Source organism: Novosphingobium sp. PC22D (assembly GCF_002556635.1).
Classification (GTDB): domain Bacteria; phylum Pseudomonadota; class Alphaproteobacteria; order Sphingomonadales; family Sphingomonadaceae; genus Novosphingobium.
The window spans coordinates 274,042-290,631 of the sequence record NZ_MWMO01000005.1; the positions used below are offsets into that span (position 1 = coordinate 274,042).

Annotated in this window: 18 protein-coding genes, 1 tRNA gene and 1 pseudogene; 6 read left to right on the forward strand and 14 right to left on the reverse strand. The window is 66.2% G+C overall.

Annotation, left to right across the window (positions count from 1 at the left end; all coding sequences use genetic code 11):
* Positions 1-55 precede the first annotated feature (55 nt).
* From rimO to B2G71_RS10940, 3 genes are all read left to right on the forward strand, one after another.
* Complete coding sequence (rimO, locus tag B2G71_RS10930) at positions 56-1,441, forward strand: 30S ribosomal protein S12 methylthiotransferase RimO (RefSeq protein ID WP_098105784.1); 1,386 nt, start codon at positions 56-58, stop codon at positions 1,439-1,441.
* A gap of 256 nt (positions 1,442-1,697) precedes the next feature.
* The gene (locus tag B2G71_RS10935) at positions 1,698-2,459 is read left to right on the forward strand and encodes a molybdopterin-binding protein (protein ID WP_098105785.1); all 762 of its coding nucleotides are present in this window, start codon (positions 1,698-1,700) and stop codon (positions 2,457-2,459) included.
* Positions 2,449-3,018, forward strand: a complete 570-nt coding sequence (locus tag B2G71_RS10940; protein WP_098105786.1) for a hypothetical protein — start codon at positions 2,449-2,451, stop codon at positions 3,016-3,018. Before B2G71_RS10935 ends, B2G71_RS10940 begins: the two co-directional genes overlap by 11 nt.
* 4 nt (positions 3,019-3,022) lie before the next feature.
* On the opposite strand, the gene B2G71_RS10945 is transcribed toward B2G71_RS10940, so the two are convergent.
* Complete coding sequence (locus tag B2G71_RS10945) at positions 3,023-3,871, reverse strand: TauD/TfdA family dioxygenase (protein WP_098105787.1); 849 nt, start codon at positions 3,869-3,871, stop codon at positions 3,023-3,025.
* Between the two features lie 201 nt (positions 3,872-4,072).
* Here B2G71_RS10945 and B2G71_RS10950 point away from each other — a divergent pair, with 201 nt between their 5' ends.
* Positions 4,073-6,061, forward strand: coding sequence for a diguanylate cyclase (locus B2G71_RS10950; protein ID WP_240530108.1), 1,989 nt, complete (start codon positions 4,073-4,075; stop codon positions 6,059-6,061).
* 118 nt (positions 6,062-6,179) lie between these two features.
* Here the strand turns inward: B2G71_RS10950 and rplA are convergent, their stop codons facing one another.
* From rplA to B2G71_RS10980, 6 genes are all read right to left on the reverse strand, one after another.
* Positions 6,180-6,881 carry a 50S ribosomal protein L1 gene (rplA, locus tag B2G71_RS10955; RefSeq protein WP_098105789.1) on the reverse strand — a complete coding sequence of 234 codons (702 nt, stop codon included), beginning with the start codon at positions 6,879-6,881 and terminating at the stop codon, positions 6,180-6,182.
* A 4-nt stretch (positions 6,882-6,885) separates the two neighbouring features.
* Entirely contained in the window at positions 6,886-7,317 is a 432-nt protein-coding gene (rplK, locus tag B2G71_RS10960) for a 50S ribosomal protein L11 (RefSeq protein WP_098105790.1), read from the reverse strand.
* Positions 7,318-7,559: 242 nt separating this feature from the next.
* Entirely contained in the window at positions 7,560-8,096 is a 537-nt protein-coding gene (gene nusG, locus B2G71_RS10965) for a transcription termination/antitermination protein NusG (RefSeq protein WP_098105791.1), read from the reverse strand.
* 41 nt (positions 8,097-8,137) lie between these two features.
* A complete protein-coding gene (secE, locus tag B2G71_RS10970) occupies positions 8,138-8,332 on the reverse strand; it encodes a preprotein translocase subunit SecE (protein ID WP_098105792.1) in 195 nt (64 codons plus the stop codon).
* 113 nt (positions 8,333-8,445) lie between these two features.
* Positions 8,446-9,927 (reverse strand): hypothetical protein, encoded by a 1,482-nt coding sequence (locus B2G71_RS10975; RefSeq protein WP_098105793.1) that lies wholly within the window; start codon positions 9,925-9,927, stop codon positions 8,446-8,448.
* A 26-nt stretch (positions 9,928-9,953) separates the two neighbouring features.
* Positions 9,954-10,029, reverse strand: a tRNA-Trp gene (locus B2G71_RS10980).
* 42 nt (positions 10,030-10,071) lie between these two features.
* Here B2G71_RS10980 and aat point away from each other — a divergent pair.
* The gene (aat, locus tag B2G71_RS10985) at positions 10,072-10,884 is read left to right on the forward strand and encodes a leucyl/phenylalanyl-tRNA--protein transferase (RefSeq protein ID WP_168176337.1); all 813 of its coding nucleotides are present in this window, start codon (positions 10,072-10,074) and stop codon (positions 10,882-10,884) included.
* Here aat and B2G71_RS10990 read toward each other — a convergent pair.
* From B2G71_RS10990 to B2G71_RS11005, 4 genes are read right to left on the reverse strand one after another with little or no spacing between them, the layout of a single operon-like run.
* Positions 10,794-11,324 (reverse strand): DUF2155 domain-containing protein, encoded by a 531-nt coding sequence (locus B2G71_RS10990; protein WP_240530109.1) that lies wholly within the window; start codon positions 11,322-11,324, stop codon positions 10,794-10,796. The two genes, aat and B2G71_RS10990, sit on opposite strands and share 91 nt — an antisense overlap.
* Before the next feature lie 11 nt (positions 11,325-11,335).
* Complete coding sequence (locus tag B2G71_RS10995; RefSeq protein ID WP_098105796.1) at positions 11,336-11,743, reverse strand: NADH:ubiquinone oxidoreductase subunit NDUFA12; 408 nt, start codon at positions 11,741-11,743, stop codon at positions 11,336-11,338.
* 10 nt (positions 11,744-11,753) lie between these two features.
* Positions 11,754-12,299, reverse strand: a complete 546-nt coding sequence (locus B2G71_RS11000) for a DUF192 domain-containing protein (RefSeq protein WP_098105797.1) — start codon at positions 12,297-12,299, stop codon at positions 11,754-11,756.
* Complete coding sequence (locus tag B2G71_RS11005; protein ID WP_098105798.1) at positions 12,296-12,832, reverse strand: RecX family transcriptional regulator; 537 nt, start codon at positions 12,830-12,832, stop codon at positions 12,296-12,298. The genes B2G71_RS11000 and B2G71_RS11005 overlap by 4 nt, the downstream gene beginning before the upstream one ends.
* A 147-nt stretch (positions 12,833-12,979) precedes the next feature.
* On the opposite strand from B2G71_RS11005, the gene B2G71_RS11010 reads away from it, so the two are divergent.
* Positions 12,980-14,740 carry a fatty acyl-AMP ligase gene (locus B2G71_RS11010; RefSeq protein WP_098105799.1) on the forward strand — a complete coding sequence of 587 codons (1,761 nt, stop codon included), beginning with the start codon at positions 12,980-12,982 and terminating at the stop codon, positions 14,738-14,740.
* Between the two features lie 138 nt (positions 14,741-14,878).
* Here B2G71_RS11010 and B2G71_RS11015 read toward each other — a convergent pair whose 3' ends face one another.
* From B2G71_RS11015 to B2G71_RS24090, 3 genes and pseudogenes are all read right to left on the reverse strand, one after another.
* A complete protein-coding gene (locus B2G71_RS11015; RefSeq protein ID WP_098105800.1) occupies positions 14,879-15,646 on the reverse strand; it encodes an EAL domain-containing protein in 768 nt (255 codons plus the stop codon).
* A 93-nt stretch (positions 15,647-15,739) separates the two neighbouring features.
* Positions 15,740-16,180, reverse strand: coding sequence for a DUF2721 domain-containing protein (locus B2G71_RS11020; RefSeq protein WP_098105801.1), 441 nt, complete (start codon positions 16,178-16,180; stop codon positions 15,740-15,742).
* A 20-nt stretch (positions 16,181-16,200) separates the two neighbouring features.
* Positions 16,201-16,590 (reverse strand): annotated as a pseudogene (locus B2G71_RS24090) (mannose-6-phosphate isomerase); the annotation flags it as partial.

Genomic DNA, 16,590 nt, shown 5'->3' on the forward strand with positions numbered 1-16,590 from the left:
CTTGTTCGCGCGCACGCTAGCCCAAAGCCGCGAACGGGTGTAGGGCGCGCCGCCAATGACTGTGGAACTTCCCTCTCTGCGCAAGGTCGGCATGGTCAGCCTCGGCTGCCCCAAGGCGCTCGTCGATTCCGAACGCATCCTCACGCGGCTGCGCGCCGACGGTTATGCCATGAGCGCGGACTACCAGGGCGCCGACGTGGTGCTGGTGAACACGTGCGGTTTCCTCGATTCGGCCAAGGAGGAGAGCCTCGCCGCGATCGGCGAGGCGATCGCCGAAAACGGCCGCGTGATCGTGACCGGCTGCATGGGCGAGGAAGCCGAGACGATCCGCGCGAAGTTTCCCCAGGTGCTCGCGGTGACCGGAGCGCATCAATACGAGGCGGTGGTCGAAGCGGTCCACGAGGCGGCGCCACCCGAACTCGGCCCCTATCTCGACCTCATTCCGCAATCCGCGCCCGACGAGGCGGGGATCAAGCTGACCCCGCGCCATTACAGCTACCTGAAGATTTCAGAGGGCTGCAATCACGCGTGCAGCTTCTGCATCATCCCCCAGCTTCGCGGCAAGCTCACCAGCCGGCGGATCGACGCGGTGCTGCGCGAAGCGGAAAAGCTGGTCGCTGCGGGCACGCGCGAACTGCTCGTGATCAGCCAGGACACCTCGGCCTACGGCGTCGACATCTGGCATGAGGCACGCGCCTTCCATGGCCGCGAGGTGCGCGCCCACATGACCGACCTCGCGCGCGAGTTGGGCGGCCTCGCCGCGCCCGACGGGACGCGGCCCTGGGTGCGGTTGCACTACGTCTATCCCTACCCGCACGTCGATGCGGTGATCCCGCTGATGGCCGAGGGACTGGTGACGCCCTATCTCGACATTCCCTTCCAGCATGCGAGCCCCTCGGTGCTCAAGGCGATGAAGCGCCCCGCCAACGAGGCCAAGGTGCTCGACCGGCTGCGCGCCTGGCGCGAGATCTGCCCCGACATCGCGGTGCGTTCCAGCTTCGTCGTCGGCTTTCCCGGCGAGAGCGACGCCGATTTCGAGTACCTGCTCGAGTGGCTCGAGGAAGCCCAGCTCGACCGGGTCGGCGCATTCCGCTTCGAACCCGTTGCCGGCGCCAGCGCCAACGACTTGCCCGGCGCGGTGCCCGAGGCGGTCAAGGAAGAGCGCTTCGCCCGGATCATGGGGAAGACCGCGGCGATCAGCGCGGCCAAGCTCCCGGCCAAGGTGGGCCGCACGCTTCCGGTGATCATCGACGAGATCGGCGAGCCGGACGAGGATGGCGACATCGGTGCCACCGGACGATCGCAGGCAGACGCTCCGGAGATCGACGGGGCCGTCTATTTGCGAAACGTCAATGACTCCGTTCAAGTCGGTGAAATCCTTGATGTTATCATCGAGGATGCGGACGAACACGACCTCTACGGAGCGCCTTGCGCCGCCTGATGGCTTCGCACACACGATGATTTGATTGCAAAAAGCGCAATCCTTGAAAATCTTTTCGCACTTGCAGCAAAACCGGCCCTGGATCATAAAGAGACTGCCTTTCAGGCATCCTCTCCCAAAGACTTCCAAGGGCCGGTCGATTGACCGGCCCTTTTTTTGCCCGGTCTCCGGGCGGGGCGATCGGGTCGTGCTCGCCGTCCGGCGAAGGCGCGCCTCGAGTCTGGCGGTGCGCGAGCAATTGGCCTAGTTCGCAGCCATGGCCGATTCTTCCCGCATCTACACCGCCGCGCTGATCGTGATCGGCGACGAGATCCTGTCCGGCCGCACGCACGACAAGAACATCGCCCAGGTCGCGACCTGGCTCGGCGTCCAGGGCATCCGCCTCGCCGAAGTGCGCGTCGTCGCCGATGTCACGGCGGCGATCGTCGAAGCGGTCAACACGCTGCGCGCGCGCAACGACTACCTGTTCACCACCGGCGGCATCGGCCCGACGCACGACGACATCACCGTCGATGCCGTGTCCGAGGCCTTCGGCGTCGATGTGATCGTCCACCCCGAAGCGCGCGCGATCCTCGAAGGCTACTACGAGACCCGCGGCGGGCTGACCGACGCACGGCTGCGCATGGCCCGCGTGCCCGAGGGCGCCGAGCTGATCCCGAACCGCTATACCGGCGCCCCGGGTATCCGCTTCGATAACGTGTTCCTGATGGCCGGCGTGCCGCAGATCACCGCGGGCATGCTCGATGCGCTTTCCGGCACGCTCGAAGGTGGCGCGCCGCTGCTGTCCGAGACGATCGGCTGCTGGGTGCACGAAAGCGAGATCGCCGAACTGCTGCGTGAGACCGAAAAGACGCACCCCAACTGCCAGATCGGCAGTTATCCGTTCTGGCGCGAAGGCAAGACCGGCGCGAACTTCGTGATCCGCTCGGTCGACGCCGAGGATCTTGCCGCATGCAGCCGGGCGCTGATGGCCGGGCTCGAGGCGATCGACCGGCCGGCGTTTCCCGGTGGTATCTAGGAGCCTCGCGATCGTCGCTCCGGCCCTGATTCTGACCGGCTGCGCCGCCAGCGCGCGACTGAGCGAGCTCGAAACGCTGCTCGCCGCGCAGGACAGCGCCACCGCCGCGCTCGAGCAGTGGTGCGCGCGGCGCGGCCTCGCCGATCCGCCGACGATCCGCGCGGTGCCCGCCGCTCCGGACGCCGCGCCGCCCGCCCCGCCTGGCGATGCCCGCGCGCTGCTGGAAGCCGATGCGCACGAGGCGCTCGCCTATCGCCACGTCGAGCTGACTTGCGGCGAGACCGTGCTCTCGGTGGCGCACAACTGGTACGTTCCGGCAAGGCTGACCGGGCCGATGAACGCCGCGCTCGCCGAAAGCGAAGCCTCGTTCGGCAAGGTCGCGGCGCCGCTCGCCTACCGGCGCGAACGGCTCGATTCGATCGAGGGTGCCGGCCCCGGCTGCCCGGCGGGCACCGTGCTCACCCATCGCGCGCTGTTGCGGCTGCCCGACTCGCGCCCGCTCGCGCTGCTGGTCGAGTGCTACACCGAGGCGAACCTGCGCCCCGACCCGGCAGGCTGAGCCGTCACGCCGCGACCGTTTCGGTCCCCGCGATCGAGGTGCGATGCATCATCCGGCCGGTCGACTTGTCGTAGGGGATCGCCCGGTGCATCGCGCCGGTGTTGTCCCAGATCACGAAATCGCCTTCGGACCATTTGTGCCGCAGCGAAAACGCGGGCTGCGCCGCCCATTCCGCGAGCCGGATCAGCAGCGCGCGCCCGGCGGGAACGTCCATGCCGACGACATGATCGGCAGTCGTGCCGATGACCATCGACTTGCGGCCCGAACCGTGGGTCCAGACGATCGGATGCTCCTTGATCAGGCCGATCCCGAGTACGCGCTCGCGGTGCTTTTCGGGGATGGCGTCGGCGATCGGGGAAAGGCTCGCCCTGACCGAGTGGACCGCCTTGAGCCCTTCGAGCGCGGCCTTTTCCTCGTCCGGCAGGCCTTCGTAAGCGGCGTAGGTGCTCGCGAACTCGGTTTCGCCTCCGATCGCGGGCGCGATCCGGCAGGAGAGCAGCGTGGCGAAAGGCGGCGGCATGTCCACCGTGATGCCGTCCATGTGCCAGAAGAACGTCCCGAGCACGTATTCGGGCTGCGGGTTGATCCTTTCGTCCAGCGTGACCTGATAGACGTCTTCGTCGTTGGCCTGGACGTTCGTCTTGTTCGTCAGCCGAACTTTCGGCCCGAGCAGTTGCGTGATGCGTAGCTGCTCCTCGTCAGTCAGCCCCAGCCGCGGAAAGACGAGCACGGTGCGTTCCTCCACCTTCTCGCGAATCGCGCGCGCGGCTTCGGGCGTGAACAGATCGGCCCGGTCGTCCCAGGAGACGCGGCTGCCGATATGCTCTTTGATATCTTCGAAACGGATCGCCATGGCGGCGCTTCTCCCGATGCTATTTTTTTGAACAGGTGTTCAGCACACTGTTACACGCGGCCGGGCGGGTCGTAAACGGCAATTTGCCCGCCGGCGCCGCAGAGCCGCCTGTCCGCAATCCGTCGCAAAATAAACAGGTTGTTAACTACGAGAGACTAGCGGTTTCTCCGTAGCGACAAAGGGCGGATCGAGAGGGGGCTGGTGCAGCATTTCAGTATCGTACCACCCGGAGCGGACCCGCTGCGCGATGCCGACGAAGCGGCCGGGAAGTGCCGGTCCTTCTCCCGCGCGATCGCGTTGCGCATGTTTGTCTTCGCCTGCATCGCCACCGCACTCGTCGCCGCCTTCGCGTTCGACTTCGCGGCAAGGCAAGCGGAGGACACCCTTCTCAGCGACTGGAACAGGGATATCGAGCGGCGGGCGCGATACGAAAGCGATCGCTTTACGCGCGCCGAGACCGCCGTGGACAAATTGGCCGCGCGGTTCGTGCAGTCGTACGCGGACCCCGCCGTGCTGCCGTCGGTCGATTTCGATCGCTACTTCGCGCATCGTAAAGACGGCACCGTGCGGCTTCGCCGGGCCTTCTACTCGGGCATCCGCGACGAGACGGGCGTCGTCCGCAGCGGTGTGACGGGCTTCGTCGCCCGCAACCGCCCTTCCCTGGACGAGGAACTGCGCCGACGCCTTGTCCTGACCTATGAAACCGTCGCCGAGTTCGGGCCGGGCATCGCCGGGGACTTCAGCAACATCCATGCAAGCCTGCCCGAAAACGCGCTCATCATCTATTCGCCCGGTGAACCATGGGGGCTCGAGGCTGCCAGCGATCTCGACATGACGTCTTTATCGGTGCTCGCATCGACGCTGCAATCGAACAACCCCGCCCGCAAGCCGCGCTGGACCGGGCTTTACTACGATTCCACCGTCTCGAAATGGACCGTGACCTACCAGAAGCCGGTCGATCTGAAGGGCCGGCACCTCATCAATTCAAGCATCGACGTGAGCATGACGGACCTGCTCCAAACGATCATGGAAAACGGTCCCGACGGTGCCGAAGACCTGATCCTGTCGAAGGACGGCATGCTCGTCGCCTATCCCGCGGCGATCGACGAACTCATGCGAAATGCCGGGCAGATCAGCGTCGACAAATTCGGCGACGCGCGGATTCTGGAAATCTATCGCACGCTCGCGGCGGCCGCCCCGCGCCCCGCGGGCGAGGCAAGCATCGTCTACAACGCCGAGATACACGCCTATATCGGCAGCGTGGAACTCGCGGGACCGGGCTGGTGGATGGTCACGGTCTATCCCAAGGCTCTGGTCAACGAGAAGGCTGTGCACGCGGCCGGGTCCATCATGCTACTGATCGCCGTTCTGTTCGCGGCGTTCATCGTTACCGTGGTCGTCGTGCTGCGCACCAGCGTCTCGGGGCCGATCCACAAGATGACGCGCGCCTCGCGGCGGTTGGCGCGTGGCGACTACGAGGCCGTCTATTCGGGTGCCGTGGACCTGCCCGTCGACCGCAAGGACGAGATCGGCGCCCTCGCGCGGTCGTTCCAGCAGATGGCGCGCCAGCTCGGCTTCACCAACCGGCGCCTCGAGAATTCCGTTCGGCAGCGCACGATCGAGCTGGAGCTGGCCAACGAGCAGCTCCAGGAACTCAGCCGCAAGGACGGGCTGACCGGCGCTCTCAATCGCCGTGCCTTCGACGAGGACCTCGCCAACGCCTTCGCCGAACTTAACACGCGCGGCGTACCGTTCGCGCTCTCGCTGTTCGATGTCGACTGCTTCAAGCTCTACAACGATCGCTATGGCCATGCCGCGGGCGACATCGCGCTGCGCACGATCGTCTCGGAAATCGAGGCCGCCTTGCCGCGAGCGAAAGTCTACCGGTACGGCGGGGAAGAAATCGCCGCGATCCTGCCATGCACGACCATCGACGATGCCAACGCCGCCGTTCGCGCCACCGTGCACCGCATCGCCGGGCTGGGCATCGAGCATCGTGACAGTCCGCACGGCCGCGTGACGATCAGCGCCGGCACCAAGCTGGTCGACACGCCGGGAGAGATCCCCACCAGCGTGATGGTCGCGGTCGACGAGGCGCTTTACGCTGCCAAGCGCGGCGGGCGCAACCGCAGCGTCTTCGCCACCGATCCCGCATTCCGGCTCAAGCCGGCGGATCCGGCGTCCGACTGACGCCGGCGATCCGTCCAGCGACACGCGCAATCCATGGCCGGCGCTTGCACGGCACCACGAAAAGGGCCGGCGGATCGCTCCGCCGGCCCTTTTCTTGTTCGCGTCGTCGCGGCTGCCGTCAGGCGCCGGCGATCTCGGTCGTGTCGACCTTGAGGCCCGGACCCATCGACGAGGACAGCGTGACCTTGCGCACGTACTTGCCCTTGGCGCCCGAGGGCTTGGCCTTGACGATCGCGTCGACGAAGGCGTCGAAGTTGGTCTTGAGGTCATCGTCCGAGAACGACATCTTGCCGATGCCGGCGTGGATGATGCCCTGCTTCTCGACGCGGAACTCGATCTGGCCGCCCTTGGCGTCCTTGACAGCCTGCTCGACGTTCGGCGTGACAGTGCCCAGCTTCGGGTTCGGCATCAGGCCCTTGGGGCCCAGCAGCTTGCCGAGGCGGCCGACGACGCCCATCATGTCGGGCGTGGCGATCACGCGGTCATAGTCGAGGTTGCCGTTCTGCATGTCTTCCATGAGGTCTTCGGCGCCGACCTTGTCGGCACCGGCGGCGAGCGCGGCCTCGGCCTTGTCACCCTTGGCGAAGACGGCGACGCGCACGGTCTTGCCGGTGCCCGAGGGCAGCGAGACCATGCCGCGGACCATCTGGTCGGCGTGGCGCGGATCGACGCCCAGATTCATCGCGACTTCGATCGTCTCGTCGAACTTGGTGGTCTTGAGGTCACGCAGCAGCGCGATCGCCTCGTTGACGCCGTAGAGCTTCTGGTTGTCGCCCAGCTTGGTCGCGAGCGCCTGCTGCTTCTTGTTCAGCTTTGCCATCGTTTCAGCCCTCCACCACTTCGAGGCCCATCGCGCGGGCGGAGCCTTCGATGATCTTGGTCGCCGCCTCGATGTCGTTGGCGTTCAGGTCCTTCATCTTCATCTCGGCGATCTCGGAAAGCTTCGAGCGCGCGATCTTTCCGGCGGAAACCTTGCCCGGCTCCTTCGAGCCCGACTTGAGGTTCGCGGCCTTCTTGATGAGGAAGCTGGCCGGCGGGCTCTTCGTCACGAAAGTGAAGCTGCGATCCGCGTAGACCGTGATGATGGTCGGGATCGGCATCGACTTTTCAAGGTCCTGCGTCGCGGCGTTGAACGCCTTGCAGAATTCCATGATGTTCACGCCGCGCTGGCCCAGCGCGGGACCGATCGGCGGCGAGGGATTGGCGGCGCCCGCGGGCACCTGGAGCTTGATGTAGCCCTCGATCTTCTTGGCCATGAGAGGCCTCCTGTTCTCACTGTCGCCCGAAGCGCCGAGGCGCGGACGGGCTCATGGTAAGCGGTACGAACGGCGTGCCGAAGCAGCACCTCCCGCGCGGATTTCCCGGCGCTCTCGCCCCGGGAAGGCGCGCGCATAGCCGTACACGCCCGTGAAAGCAACCGATTCGCCGCAGACGGCGCCTGTAGGTGACGCAGTTGACGGTGTCTTGATGGCAAAACGCCGGAGCCTGCCGCCAAAACCTACTTCGAAAGTTCGACCTGCTCGAAGTCCAGCTCGACGGGGGTGGCGCGGCCGAAAATCGAGACCGAGACCTTGACCTTGCTCTTGTCGAAATCCAGCTCCTCGACGATGCCGTTGAAGCTCGCGAACGGGCCGTCGAGCACCTTGACCGAATCGCCGATCTCGTAGTCGATGTTGACCTGCTTGCGCGGCGCGGCGGCGGCGGCTTCGGCGGCGCCGAAGTAGCGCGCGGCCTCGGCCTCGCTGATCGGCTGCGGCTTGCCGTTGACGCCGAGGAAGCCGGTGACCTTGGGCGTGTTCTTGACGAGGTGGTAGACGTCGTCGTTCAGCGCGAGCTTGGCGAGCACGTAGCCCGGCATCGTCTTGCGCTCGACCTGGACCTTCTTGCCGCGCTTGACCTCGGTCACGGTCTCGGAGGGGACTTCCACTTCCTCGACGAGCTGCGAGAGACCGATGCGCTCGGCTTCGGCGAGGATCGCTTCCTTCACCTTGTTCTCGAAGCCGGAATAGGCGTGAATGATGTACCAGCGGGCCATGATCGTCTTACCTTGCCTGTCTTGCCGTGCGTGTGTTCGGATCAGATCAGCGTGAGCAGCCACTGCACGATCATGCCGAAGAGCGAATCGATCCCGAGGAAGAAGATCGCGAGGATCAGCATCATGATCCCGACGAAGATCGCCGTGGTCACCGTCTCCTGGCGCGAGGGCCAGTGGATCTTCGAAGCCTCGCTGCGCACCTGACGAATGAATTCGCCCGGGGTCGTCTTCGCCATGGTTCGTTTCGCCTTCGCAACCGTTTCACTCGGCTTCCGCCTAGGGGACATCGCCGTCCCGGCCGGGGCCGGAATGGGCTGATGATGTTCCTTCTGTCGGAAGAATGCGCGAATTAGCGCTCCTCGCCCCGATTTGCAAGCCGGGCAAGGAACGAGTTCGGAGTGGAATAGAGAATGCGCGCCCCGTCCGGCAGGGCGACGGGCCGCACCGTGCCCATGAACCACAGATAGTCGGCATGGCGCGCGGGGCGGAACTTGCGCAGGTCGATCTTCTGGCCCGGCGAGTACATCACCCGCTGCATCGGATCGGCGAACCAGAACCGCGTGTCGCGCATCGAAAGCATATGCACGTCGGGCAGCGCGAAGTTCGAGTTCTCCTTGGCGCTGCGGCGCACCACCGCATAGCTGCCGAGGTGCTCGAACGGCCCGAAGCGCCATTGGCGGCGCGGGATCGCGACGGCGGTGGCGACGCGCGCGCCCTCGGGCACATAGGCGAGCGCGCCGAGCATGCGCTGCGAGGTCTGGCCGTCCTGGTACCACACGGTCGTCGTCACCGCGATCCGGCCCAGGAACAGCGCGGCGGCGAGCGCGAGGCCCCAGCGCGGCACCGGCCAGTCGATCGCGAGGCAGAACAGCAGCAGCGCGGTCGTCACCAGGCGATAGTCGGCATAGTCGCCGCCGAAGATGTTGCGCGGCATCGCCATCGAGAGCAGCAGCACGATCAGCGCCGCCCAGCCGAGGCGACCGTCGATCCGGCGTTTCCACAAGGCCCAGCCGAGCACGCCGACGACCGCGATCAGGCTGGCGATGTCGACCGCCTGGAAGTGGCTGCGCATCGCCTTGTAGAGGATCATCCACTTGTATTCGAAGACGTATTTGCCGTAGCCCATCTTCGTGTTGCTGCCCATCCCGGCGAGCATCGGCAGCATCGGAAAGAACAGCGGCCAGGGGGCGAGGAAGGCGGTCCAGTTCCGGCGGCGGTGCCATTCGTAGCCGAACACCATGATGCCCAGCACGCCCCAGCCCGAAACGTGGCACAGCCAGACCGCGAAGCCGACGGGGATGAACACCGCCGGGCGCCAGCGCCGCCCCTCGAGCGCGACCCAGCCGGCGAAGGCGAACAGCGCCATCGCCAGCGAGAGCGAGAAATTGAGGAAGCCGAGCAGCAGCGAGGGCGACCAGATCATCGCGAAGGCGAGCAGCGCGCCCACGCCGATTCGTCCGCGCAGCACCTTGGCGACGGTGAGAATCGAAAGCCCGGTGAGGAAGGGAATCAGCCCGGCGATCAGCCGCCCGGCCAGTTCGAGCCCGAACAAACCGGTCAGCGGCACCATCAGCAGCTCGGCGCCGAGATTGCCGGTCCAGTGCCAGGCGAAGTTGTAATAGCGCGCCAGCCACGGATCGTGTCCGTGGTCGAGCATGATCTTGAAGCCGGCCAGATGCGAGGGATAGTCGGTCATCTGCGGCGCCCAGCTCACCAGCACCGGCATGCAGGCGGCGAAGCACAGGAACAGGCCGAACCACAGTCCATGATCTTGCCGGGCGGTCAGGAAACGAGCCTTATCGCTGAACTCGGGCTTGGCCGAACCGTGCATGGACGCTCAGGGCTTTCGGGAGGAAGTGGCAGGAGTGGCAGGATTCGAACCCGCGGCCCTCGGTTTTGGAGACCGATGCTCTACCAACTGAGCTACACTCCTGCAGGCGCCGGTGCCTCTAGAGGCACTTACGACGGATTACAAGTGAAGCCACGTTACATATTCGAAGCGCCCGCGATTTGCTACAGGTCAACCGTGCACGCCCCCGCCTCGCCCCCCCAGATCGAACCGCAGCTCCTGATGCTGGCCTATCGCAGCGGGATTTTCCCGATGGCGGACCATCGCGACGATACCGAGGTGTTCTGGATCGAACCGCGCATGCGCGCGATTCTCCCGCTCGAGGGTTTTCACATGTCGCGCTCGCTGGCCAAGACGATTCGCCGCGGCCGCTTCCGGGTGACGTGCAACCAGGCCTTCTCCGCGGTGATCGAGGCCTGCGCGGCGCCGCGTGACAGCGAGAGCGACAGCTGGATCAGCCACCGCATCCAGGCGAGTTACGAGGAACTCCACGCGCTCGGCTACGCCCATTCGATCGAGTGCTGGGACGATTCGGGCGAATCGGGCGCGCCGGGCCTGCTCGTCGGCGGGCTCTATGGCGTGGGTTTCGACCGCGTGTTCTGCGGCGAGAGCATGTTCTCGCACCAGACCGATGCCTCGAAGGTCGCGCTCGCCTGGCTGGTGGCCGCGCTACGCCACGCCGGAGCGACGCTGCTCGACTGCCAGTTCATGACCGAACACCTCGCCTCGCTCGGCGCGGCCGAAATCACTCAGAAACGCTACCTGGCGATGCTGCGCGCCGCGCAGGACGATCGCGACGACACGGCGACGGGCGAGACCCGCGCAAGCGCGCTGCCCCTGCCCGAGGCCTATGCCTCGCTGTTGTCGCTGGCCGAATCGGAGGGGCTGTCTTCCTCGCCGGGGAAGCTCATCGCGCAGCTCTTGACCCAGACGTCGTAGATCGGGTGCTCGACCACGTTGAGCGCCGGCGAATTCTTGAACAGCCAGCCGGAGAAGACCTTGTGCCAGACGGCGTCATCGCCCGAGCGGGCGCGCTCCTGCACGAAGACCTGGACGAAGGCGCCTTCTTCCTCGGGCTTTTCCCAGGGCGCGGTCTTCTCGCAGGCGGAGAGCCGCACCACGAGGTTGCCGAGCCGGCGCGATTCGCCGGGCTTCATCGTGAAGTCCTGCTCGAGATTGTTGCGCTTGTTGAGCACGCCGAGCGTGGCGACGCGCTCCTTCATCGGCGTGCCGATCCCCGCCGAGCCCTGCGCGCCCGGCGCCTTGGGCGCGGGAACCAGCGCATCGGGCACGCCGGTTTCCTCGGGCGTGGGCGGAGGCGGCTCGCCGCCGCAGCCAGCGAGCGACGCGATCAGCGCCAGGGCTGCGGCCCGTCTCAACAGTCAGCCCCTCAGGCGTCCGGCGACCAGGCTTCGTAGTCGCCGGTCGCGCGCGCGCGCTTGCCGCCGCGATCGAGCGCGCCTTGCGGCAGGTAGGCCCCGTTCGTGCCGGTCGCATTCGGCGTGTAATCGACTTCCCAGATGCGCGGCGGCGGGAGGTGGCTTTCGGGCACGCCGTCATAGCTGTGGTGCAGCCAGCCGTGCCATTCGCCCGGGACGTTGCTGGCATCGTTGTTGCCCGCATAGATCACCCAGCGGCGCTCGTAGCCTTCGGTCGTTGTGATCTTGTCGCTCTTCGAGCGGTAATACTTGTTGCCCTGCGCGTCGGTTCCGACGTGCTCGCCGTTGCGCGAGCTCCAGAGCAGGGTGCCGATGGTCGCGCCATCCCACCAGGTGAAGATCTTGCCGAGGATTCCCATGGCTCGCGCGTTAGCCTTGTTCCGCCGCCGTGCCAAGCGGGGATGACCCCGCGGCGGGCAATGTCCAGGTGACTTCGTCGCCCGGCGCGATGCCCAGTTCGGCCGCCCTGCCCCCGTTGAGCTCCAGCACGGCGATCACCTTGCCGTCGGACTTGAGCTGCGATTCGTCGTAGGGAACCGCGTTCGCGGCGATGTTGAGCACGTGGTGATCCTCGCCGACGAACACGAGATCGAGCGGGATCACCGTGTTGCGCATCCAGAAGCTCGCCTGGCGCGGCGGTTCCATCGGAAAGAGCATGCCTTCGTCCGGCCCCATCTCGGTGCGGAACATCAGGCCCTTGGCCTGTTCCTGCGCTGTGCGCGCGAGTTCGACCCGGAAGGCGTGCGGGCCGCCCTTGCCCTTCACCGCGAGGTCGATCACCGGCAGGCCAGAGACCGGATGGACCGCGCTCTGGCCAAGGCTCGCCGCCGGGCTGGCCGCCTCCGAAGGCCCGTTCGACGAGCAGGCGCAGAGCGCGAAGGCGATCGCGGCGATCGCGCGGCGAATTGGAATCATGCGAAGTCCTCGGTTTCGTCGGCCCAGCGTTCGAGCCAGGCCCGGTCGGCCGCATCGACGATTTCGCGCGCATTGTCGAGCGTGTGGCCCGCGCGCAGGATCGCCGCGATCTGCTTTTCGCGCGCCTTGGGATCCGCGGGCGGAGCGCCGAACGGGCCGAAGCGACGTCGCCGCGCAAGCGCCAGCGCGGCGCGGCGGGCCTCCGGCGGCTTGGGCTGCACATCGGCGCGCAGCTCGGCGGAAATCCCCGCCGCCTGCAGCGCCTCGCCCAGCCGCCGGCCGCCATAGCCGCGCCGCAGCAGGCTGCCCGCCTTCATCCGCGCCCAGGCGGCGTCATCGACATAGCCGCGCGCGACGAAGCGTTCGCACAGGGCTTGCGGGCTCGGCTCGCGCTCGCCCTGCCAGCCGCGTTCGCGCAGTTTGCGGCGCAGGTAGGCTTCCAGCTTGGCGCGCGTGGTGGCAAAGCGCGACACGTAGGCCAGCGCCATTTCCTCAAGCTTGGTCTCGTCGAGCGGGGTCCGGGGTCGAGGCATTTGCCCTATTCGTGCCACACTCGGCTCAGATTGGGGAGGGCCAGGATTAAGAGGGTGAACGCAATGTCAAAGTCCGGTTCAGGAAGTCAAGCATAAAAACTGACGGATTTCGCGGGGAACTAATTGATAAATAATGGAATATTGCGTATGACCGACACCTTGAGCCAGGTGCCGAAGGCTGCCGCAACCCTGGTTGCCACTCCCAATGAGGACAGTCTTCCGCGTCGCTTCGCCGAATTTTCCACCTTCGGCGAGGCGCTCGACTACGCGGCCCGCGGCAAACGCGGCTTCAATTTTCACGACCCGCGCGGGACGCTGACGCGAGTCTATCCCTACGCGGAATTGCGAAGGGATTCGCTCGCGGTCGCCTACGCGCTCGTCGCGCGCGGCATCCGCAAGGGCGATCGCATCGCGTTGATCGCCGAGACCGGGGCCGATTTCGCGGCGTTGTTCTGCGGCGCGATCTACGCGGGCGCATGGCCGGTGCCGCTGCCCTTGCCGACCAGCTTCGGGGGCAAGGACAACTACATCGAGCAGCTCTCGGTCCAGCTCGAAAGCTCGGACCCGGTCATGCTCGTCGGGCCCGACGAGATCGCGGCCATGACCGCCGCCGCCGCCGAGCGCCAGGGCTGTGGCCATGCGACCTGGGCCGACTTCGTGGCGAAGGACGCCAAGCCCTGCGATCTGCCGCAGGCCGATCCCGACGACATCTGCTACCTGCAGTATTCGAGCGGCTCGACCCGTTTTCCGCACGGTGTGGCGGTAACCCACCGCTCGCTGCTCTCGAACCTCGCGAGCCACAGCCACGGCATGAAGCTGGAGCCGACCGACCGCTGCATCTCGTGGCTGCCGTGGTACCACGACATGGGCCTCGTCGGCTGCTTCCTCTCGCTGATCGCCAACCAGGTCTCGGGCGACTACTTGCGCACCGAGGACTTCGCGCGGCGTCCGCTCGCCTGGCTCGACCTGATCACGCGCAACCCGGGGACCTCGATTTCCTATTCGCCGACCTTCGGCTACGACATCTGCGCGCGCCGCATCTCGAGCCAGAGCCCGGTCAGCGACCGCTTCGACCTGTCGCGCTGGCGGCTCGCGGGCAACGGCGCCGACATGATCCGCCCCGACGTGATGCAGAACTTCGTCAACGCCTTCGCCGACGCCGGCTTCAAGGCTAGCGCGTTCCTGCCAAGCTACGGACTCGCCGAAGCGACGCTCGCGGTCACGATCATGCCCCCCGGCGAAGGCATCCGCGTCGAGCTGGTCGAGGAAGAGCGCCTTTCGGGCAGCCCGCGCGACCTCAAGCGCCCCGCGCGCTACCGCGCCATCGTCAACTGCGGCAAGCCGGTGCGCGACATGACCGTCGAGATACGCGGCGAGAACGGCGAAGCGCTCGGCGACCACCAGATCGGCAAGGTCTGGTGCCGCGGCACCAGCGTGATGCATTCCTACTTCCGCGATCCCGAGGCGACCGCCGCCTGCATGGTCGACGGCTGGCTCGACACCGGCGACATGGGCTACATGTACCAGGGCTACCTGTTCATCGTCGGCCGGGCGAAGGACATGATCATCATCAACGGCAAGAACCACTGGCCGCAAGACATCGAGTGGGCGGTGGAACAGCTTCCCGGCTTCAACCACGGCGACATCGCCGCCTTCTCGATCGAGATGGAGAACGGCGAGGAAGCGCCCGCGGTGCTGGTGCACTGCCGCGTCTCCGATCCCGACAAGCGGCTCGAACTGCGCGATCAGATCCGCGACAAGGTGCGCTCGATCACGGGCATGAACTGCGTCGTCGAACTCGTCCCGCCCAAGAGCCTGCCGCGCACCAGTTCGGGCAAGCTCAGCCGCGCCAAGGCGAAGACGCTCTATCTTTCGGGCGAAATCGAACCGATCAAGCTCGCCGCCTGAGGGCGATATCGAGGCAAGCCTTTCGGCCCGGTGCGATCCCAACGCATCGGGCCGAATTGCGTTCAGGAGGATCTGGACGCGCCATGACCGCGCGAGCAGCGGAAGGGAACTGACCCCTCGCGGTCTCGGCCGCGCCCCTCAGGCAGCATCGCGGCTTAGCGAAAGTCCCGTATCGATCGGGGGAAGAACGCCGATCCGAGGTCTCGCTATGAGGAAGCCCTGCACGTAGCGAATCCCCAGATCCTGCAAGGTTCTCAATTCGGGTTCGGTCTCGACACCTTCGGCGACAAGCAGCAGGCCAAGATCGCAAGAGAGGCCTACGATGCTTTTCACGATCGATTTTCGTCTTGGGCAGACGTCGATGCCCCTGACCAGATCCCTGTCCAGCTTGAGGGCGTCCGTCGCCAGATTGGCGAGGAGTGCCAGCCCCGCGTGGCCCGAGCCGAAATCGTCGATCGAAGTCGAAAAACCTAGCGCGCGGTACGTTTTCACGATCTCACGCACGTGCACCGGATCGAGCTGCTCGTTCTCCGTGAACTCGAAGATCAGCCTCGAAGACGGCAACCCTCTCGCCAGAGCCGTTGCCAAAGTCAGCTTGATACAAGCGAGAGGAGAGTAGACGGCATTGGGAAGGAAATTGATCGACAACTTCGCGTCGGTTTCCAGCAGTCCCGCATCTACCGCTTCGTTGATCGCGTTGACACGGCAGGCCTGATCGAACGCGTAACGGTTTTCATCGGTTACGAGCGACAGTATTTCGCCTGCCGATTCCGCGGACTGCCCCCTTACGAGCGCTTCGTAGGCATAGGGACGGCCGCTTTCGAGATCCACGATCGGCTGAAACGCGGTTCTGATTCCGAAAGGAAGCCCCTCCCCCTGCTTGCAGCCCTGACACTTACCAACCATCGCGGCCTCCAGGATGGGTAGATAACGGCCGCGAACTAAGAAAGGTTGAAGCCGCGATCAGGCGCTGTCCCGCCTCCCCGCAGACCCACCGCGTCAGATCTCGCGTTCAAGCTCGAGCAGGTCGCGCGGGATGCGCAGGGCGGCCGCCGAGATCTGGGTTTCGAGCAGGAACAGCACCAGCCCGGTCATCAGCATCCCGAGCGCGAGCGTGAAGGTGCCCGCCGCGGCGAGCTGCAGCGAGAGCTGGGCCGTTTCCTCCAGGAACAGCAACACTACCGTCGCGCCAACGAACACGCCGCTGATCACCAGCAACCGGATCGCGCTGGTGCCGAGGCGGATGCGGCGGTCGACGAGGCGGATTTCCTGCACCACCACATCATGCTCGGGCCCGGTGGTCGTCTGGTGCTTTTCCTGAAGCGCCCGCGCGCGGTCGACGATCCGCGCCAGGCGCGTGGAGAGCAGGTTGAGGATATTGCCGATCGCCACGAGCATGAAGACGGGTGTGAGGGCAAGCTGGATGGTCTGTGCGATCATGGAGCCTCCCTTTGTCGCGCTCAGCTTAGGGGCTGGGCGATGAGGCACAGACCGTAGTGGGCGAAGTCGATCTCGTCGAGCGAGCGGGCGAAGGCGCAGCCGCCGGGCGCGATCTCGCTGCCGGCGACGTGGACCGGGCCCTCGCGCGGGATCGCCAGCAGCGGGCCGGCGTAGCGCGCCGCGACCGCCTGTGTGGGCGCGCCGGCGACCTGGTCGAGCCGGAACAGCGGCCCCTCGACCAGCGCGGCGTTGCCCGAAGGCGCGACATGCTTGCGGCACTGCGCCGGATAGGGCGTGCCGTGCGCCACCGCCACCGCGGCATCGAGGTGCAGTTCGCGCGGGCGGCCGTAGTCGTAGAGCCGGTAGGTGATGTCCGAGTTCTGCTGCACCTCGATCAGGCTCACGCCCGC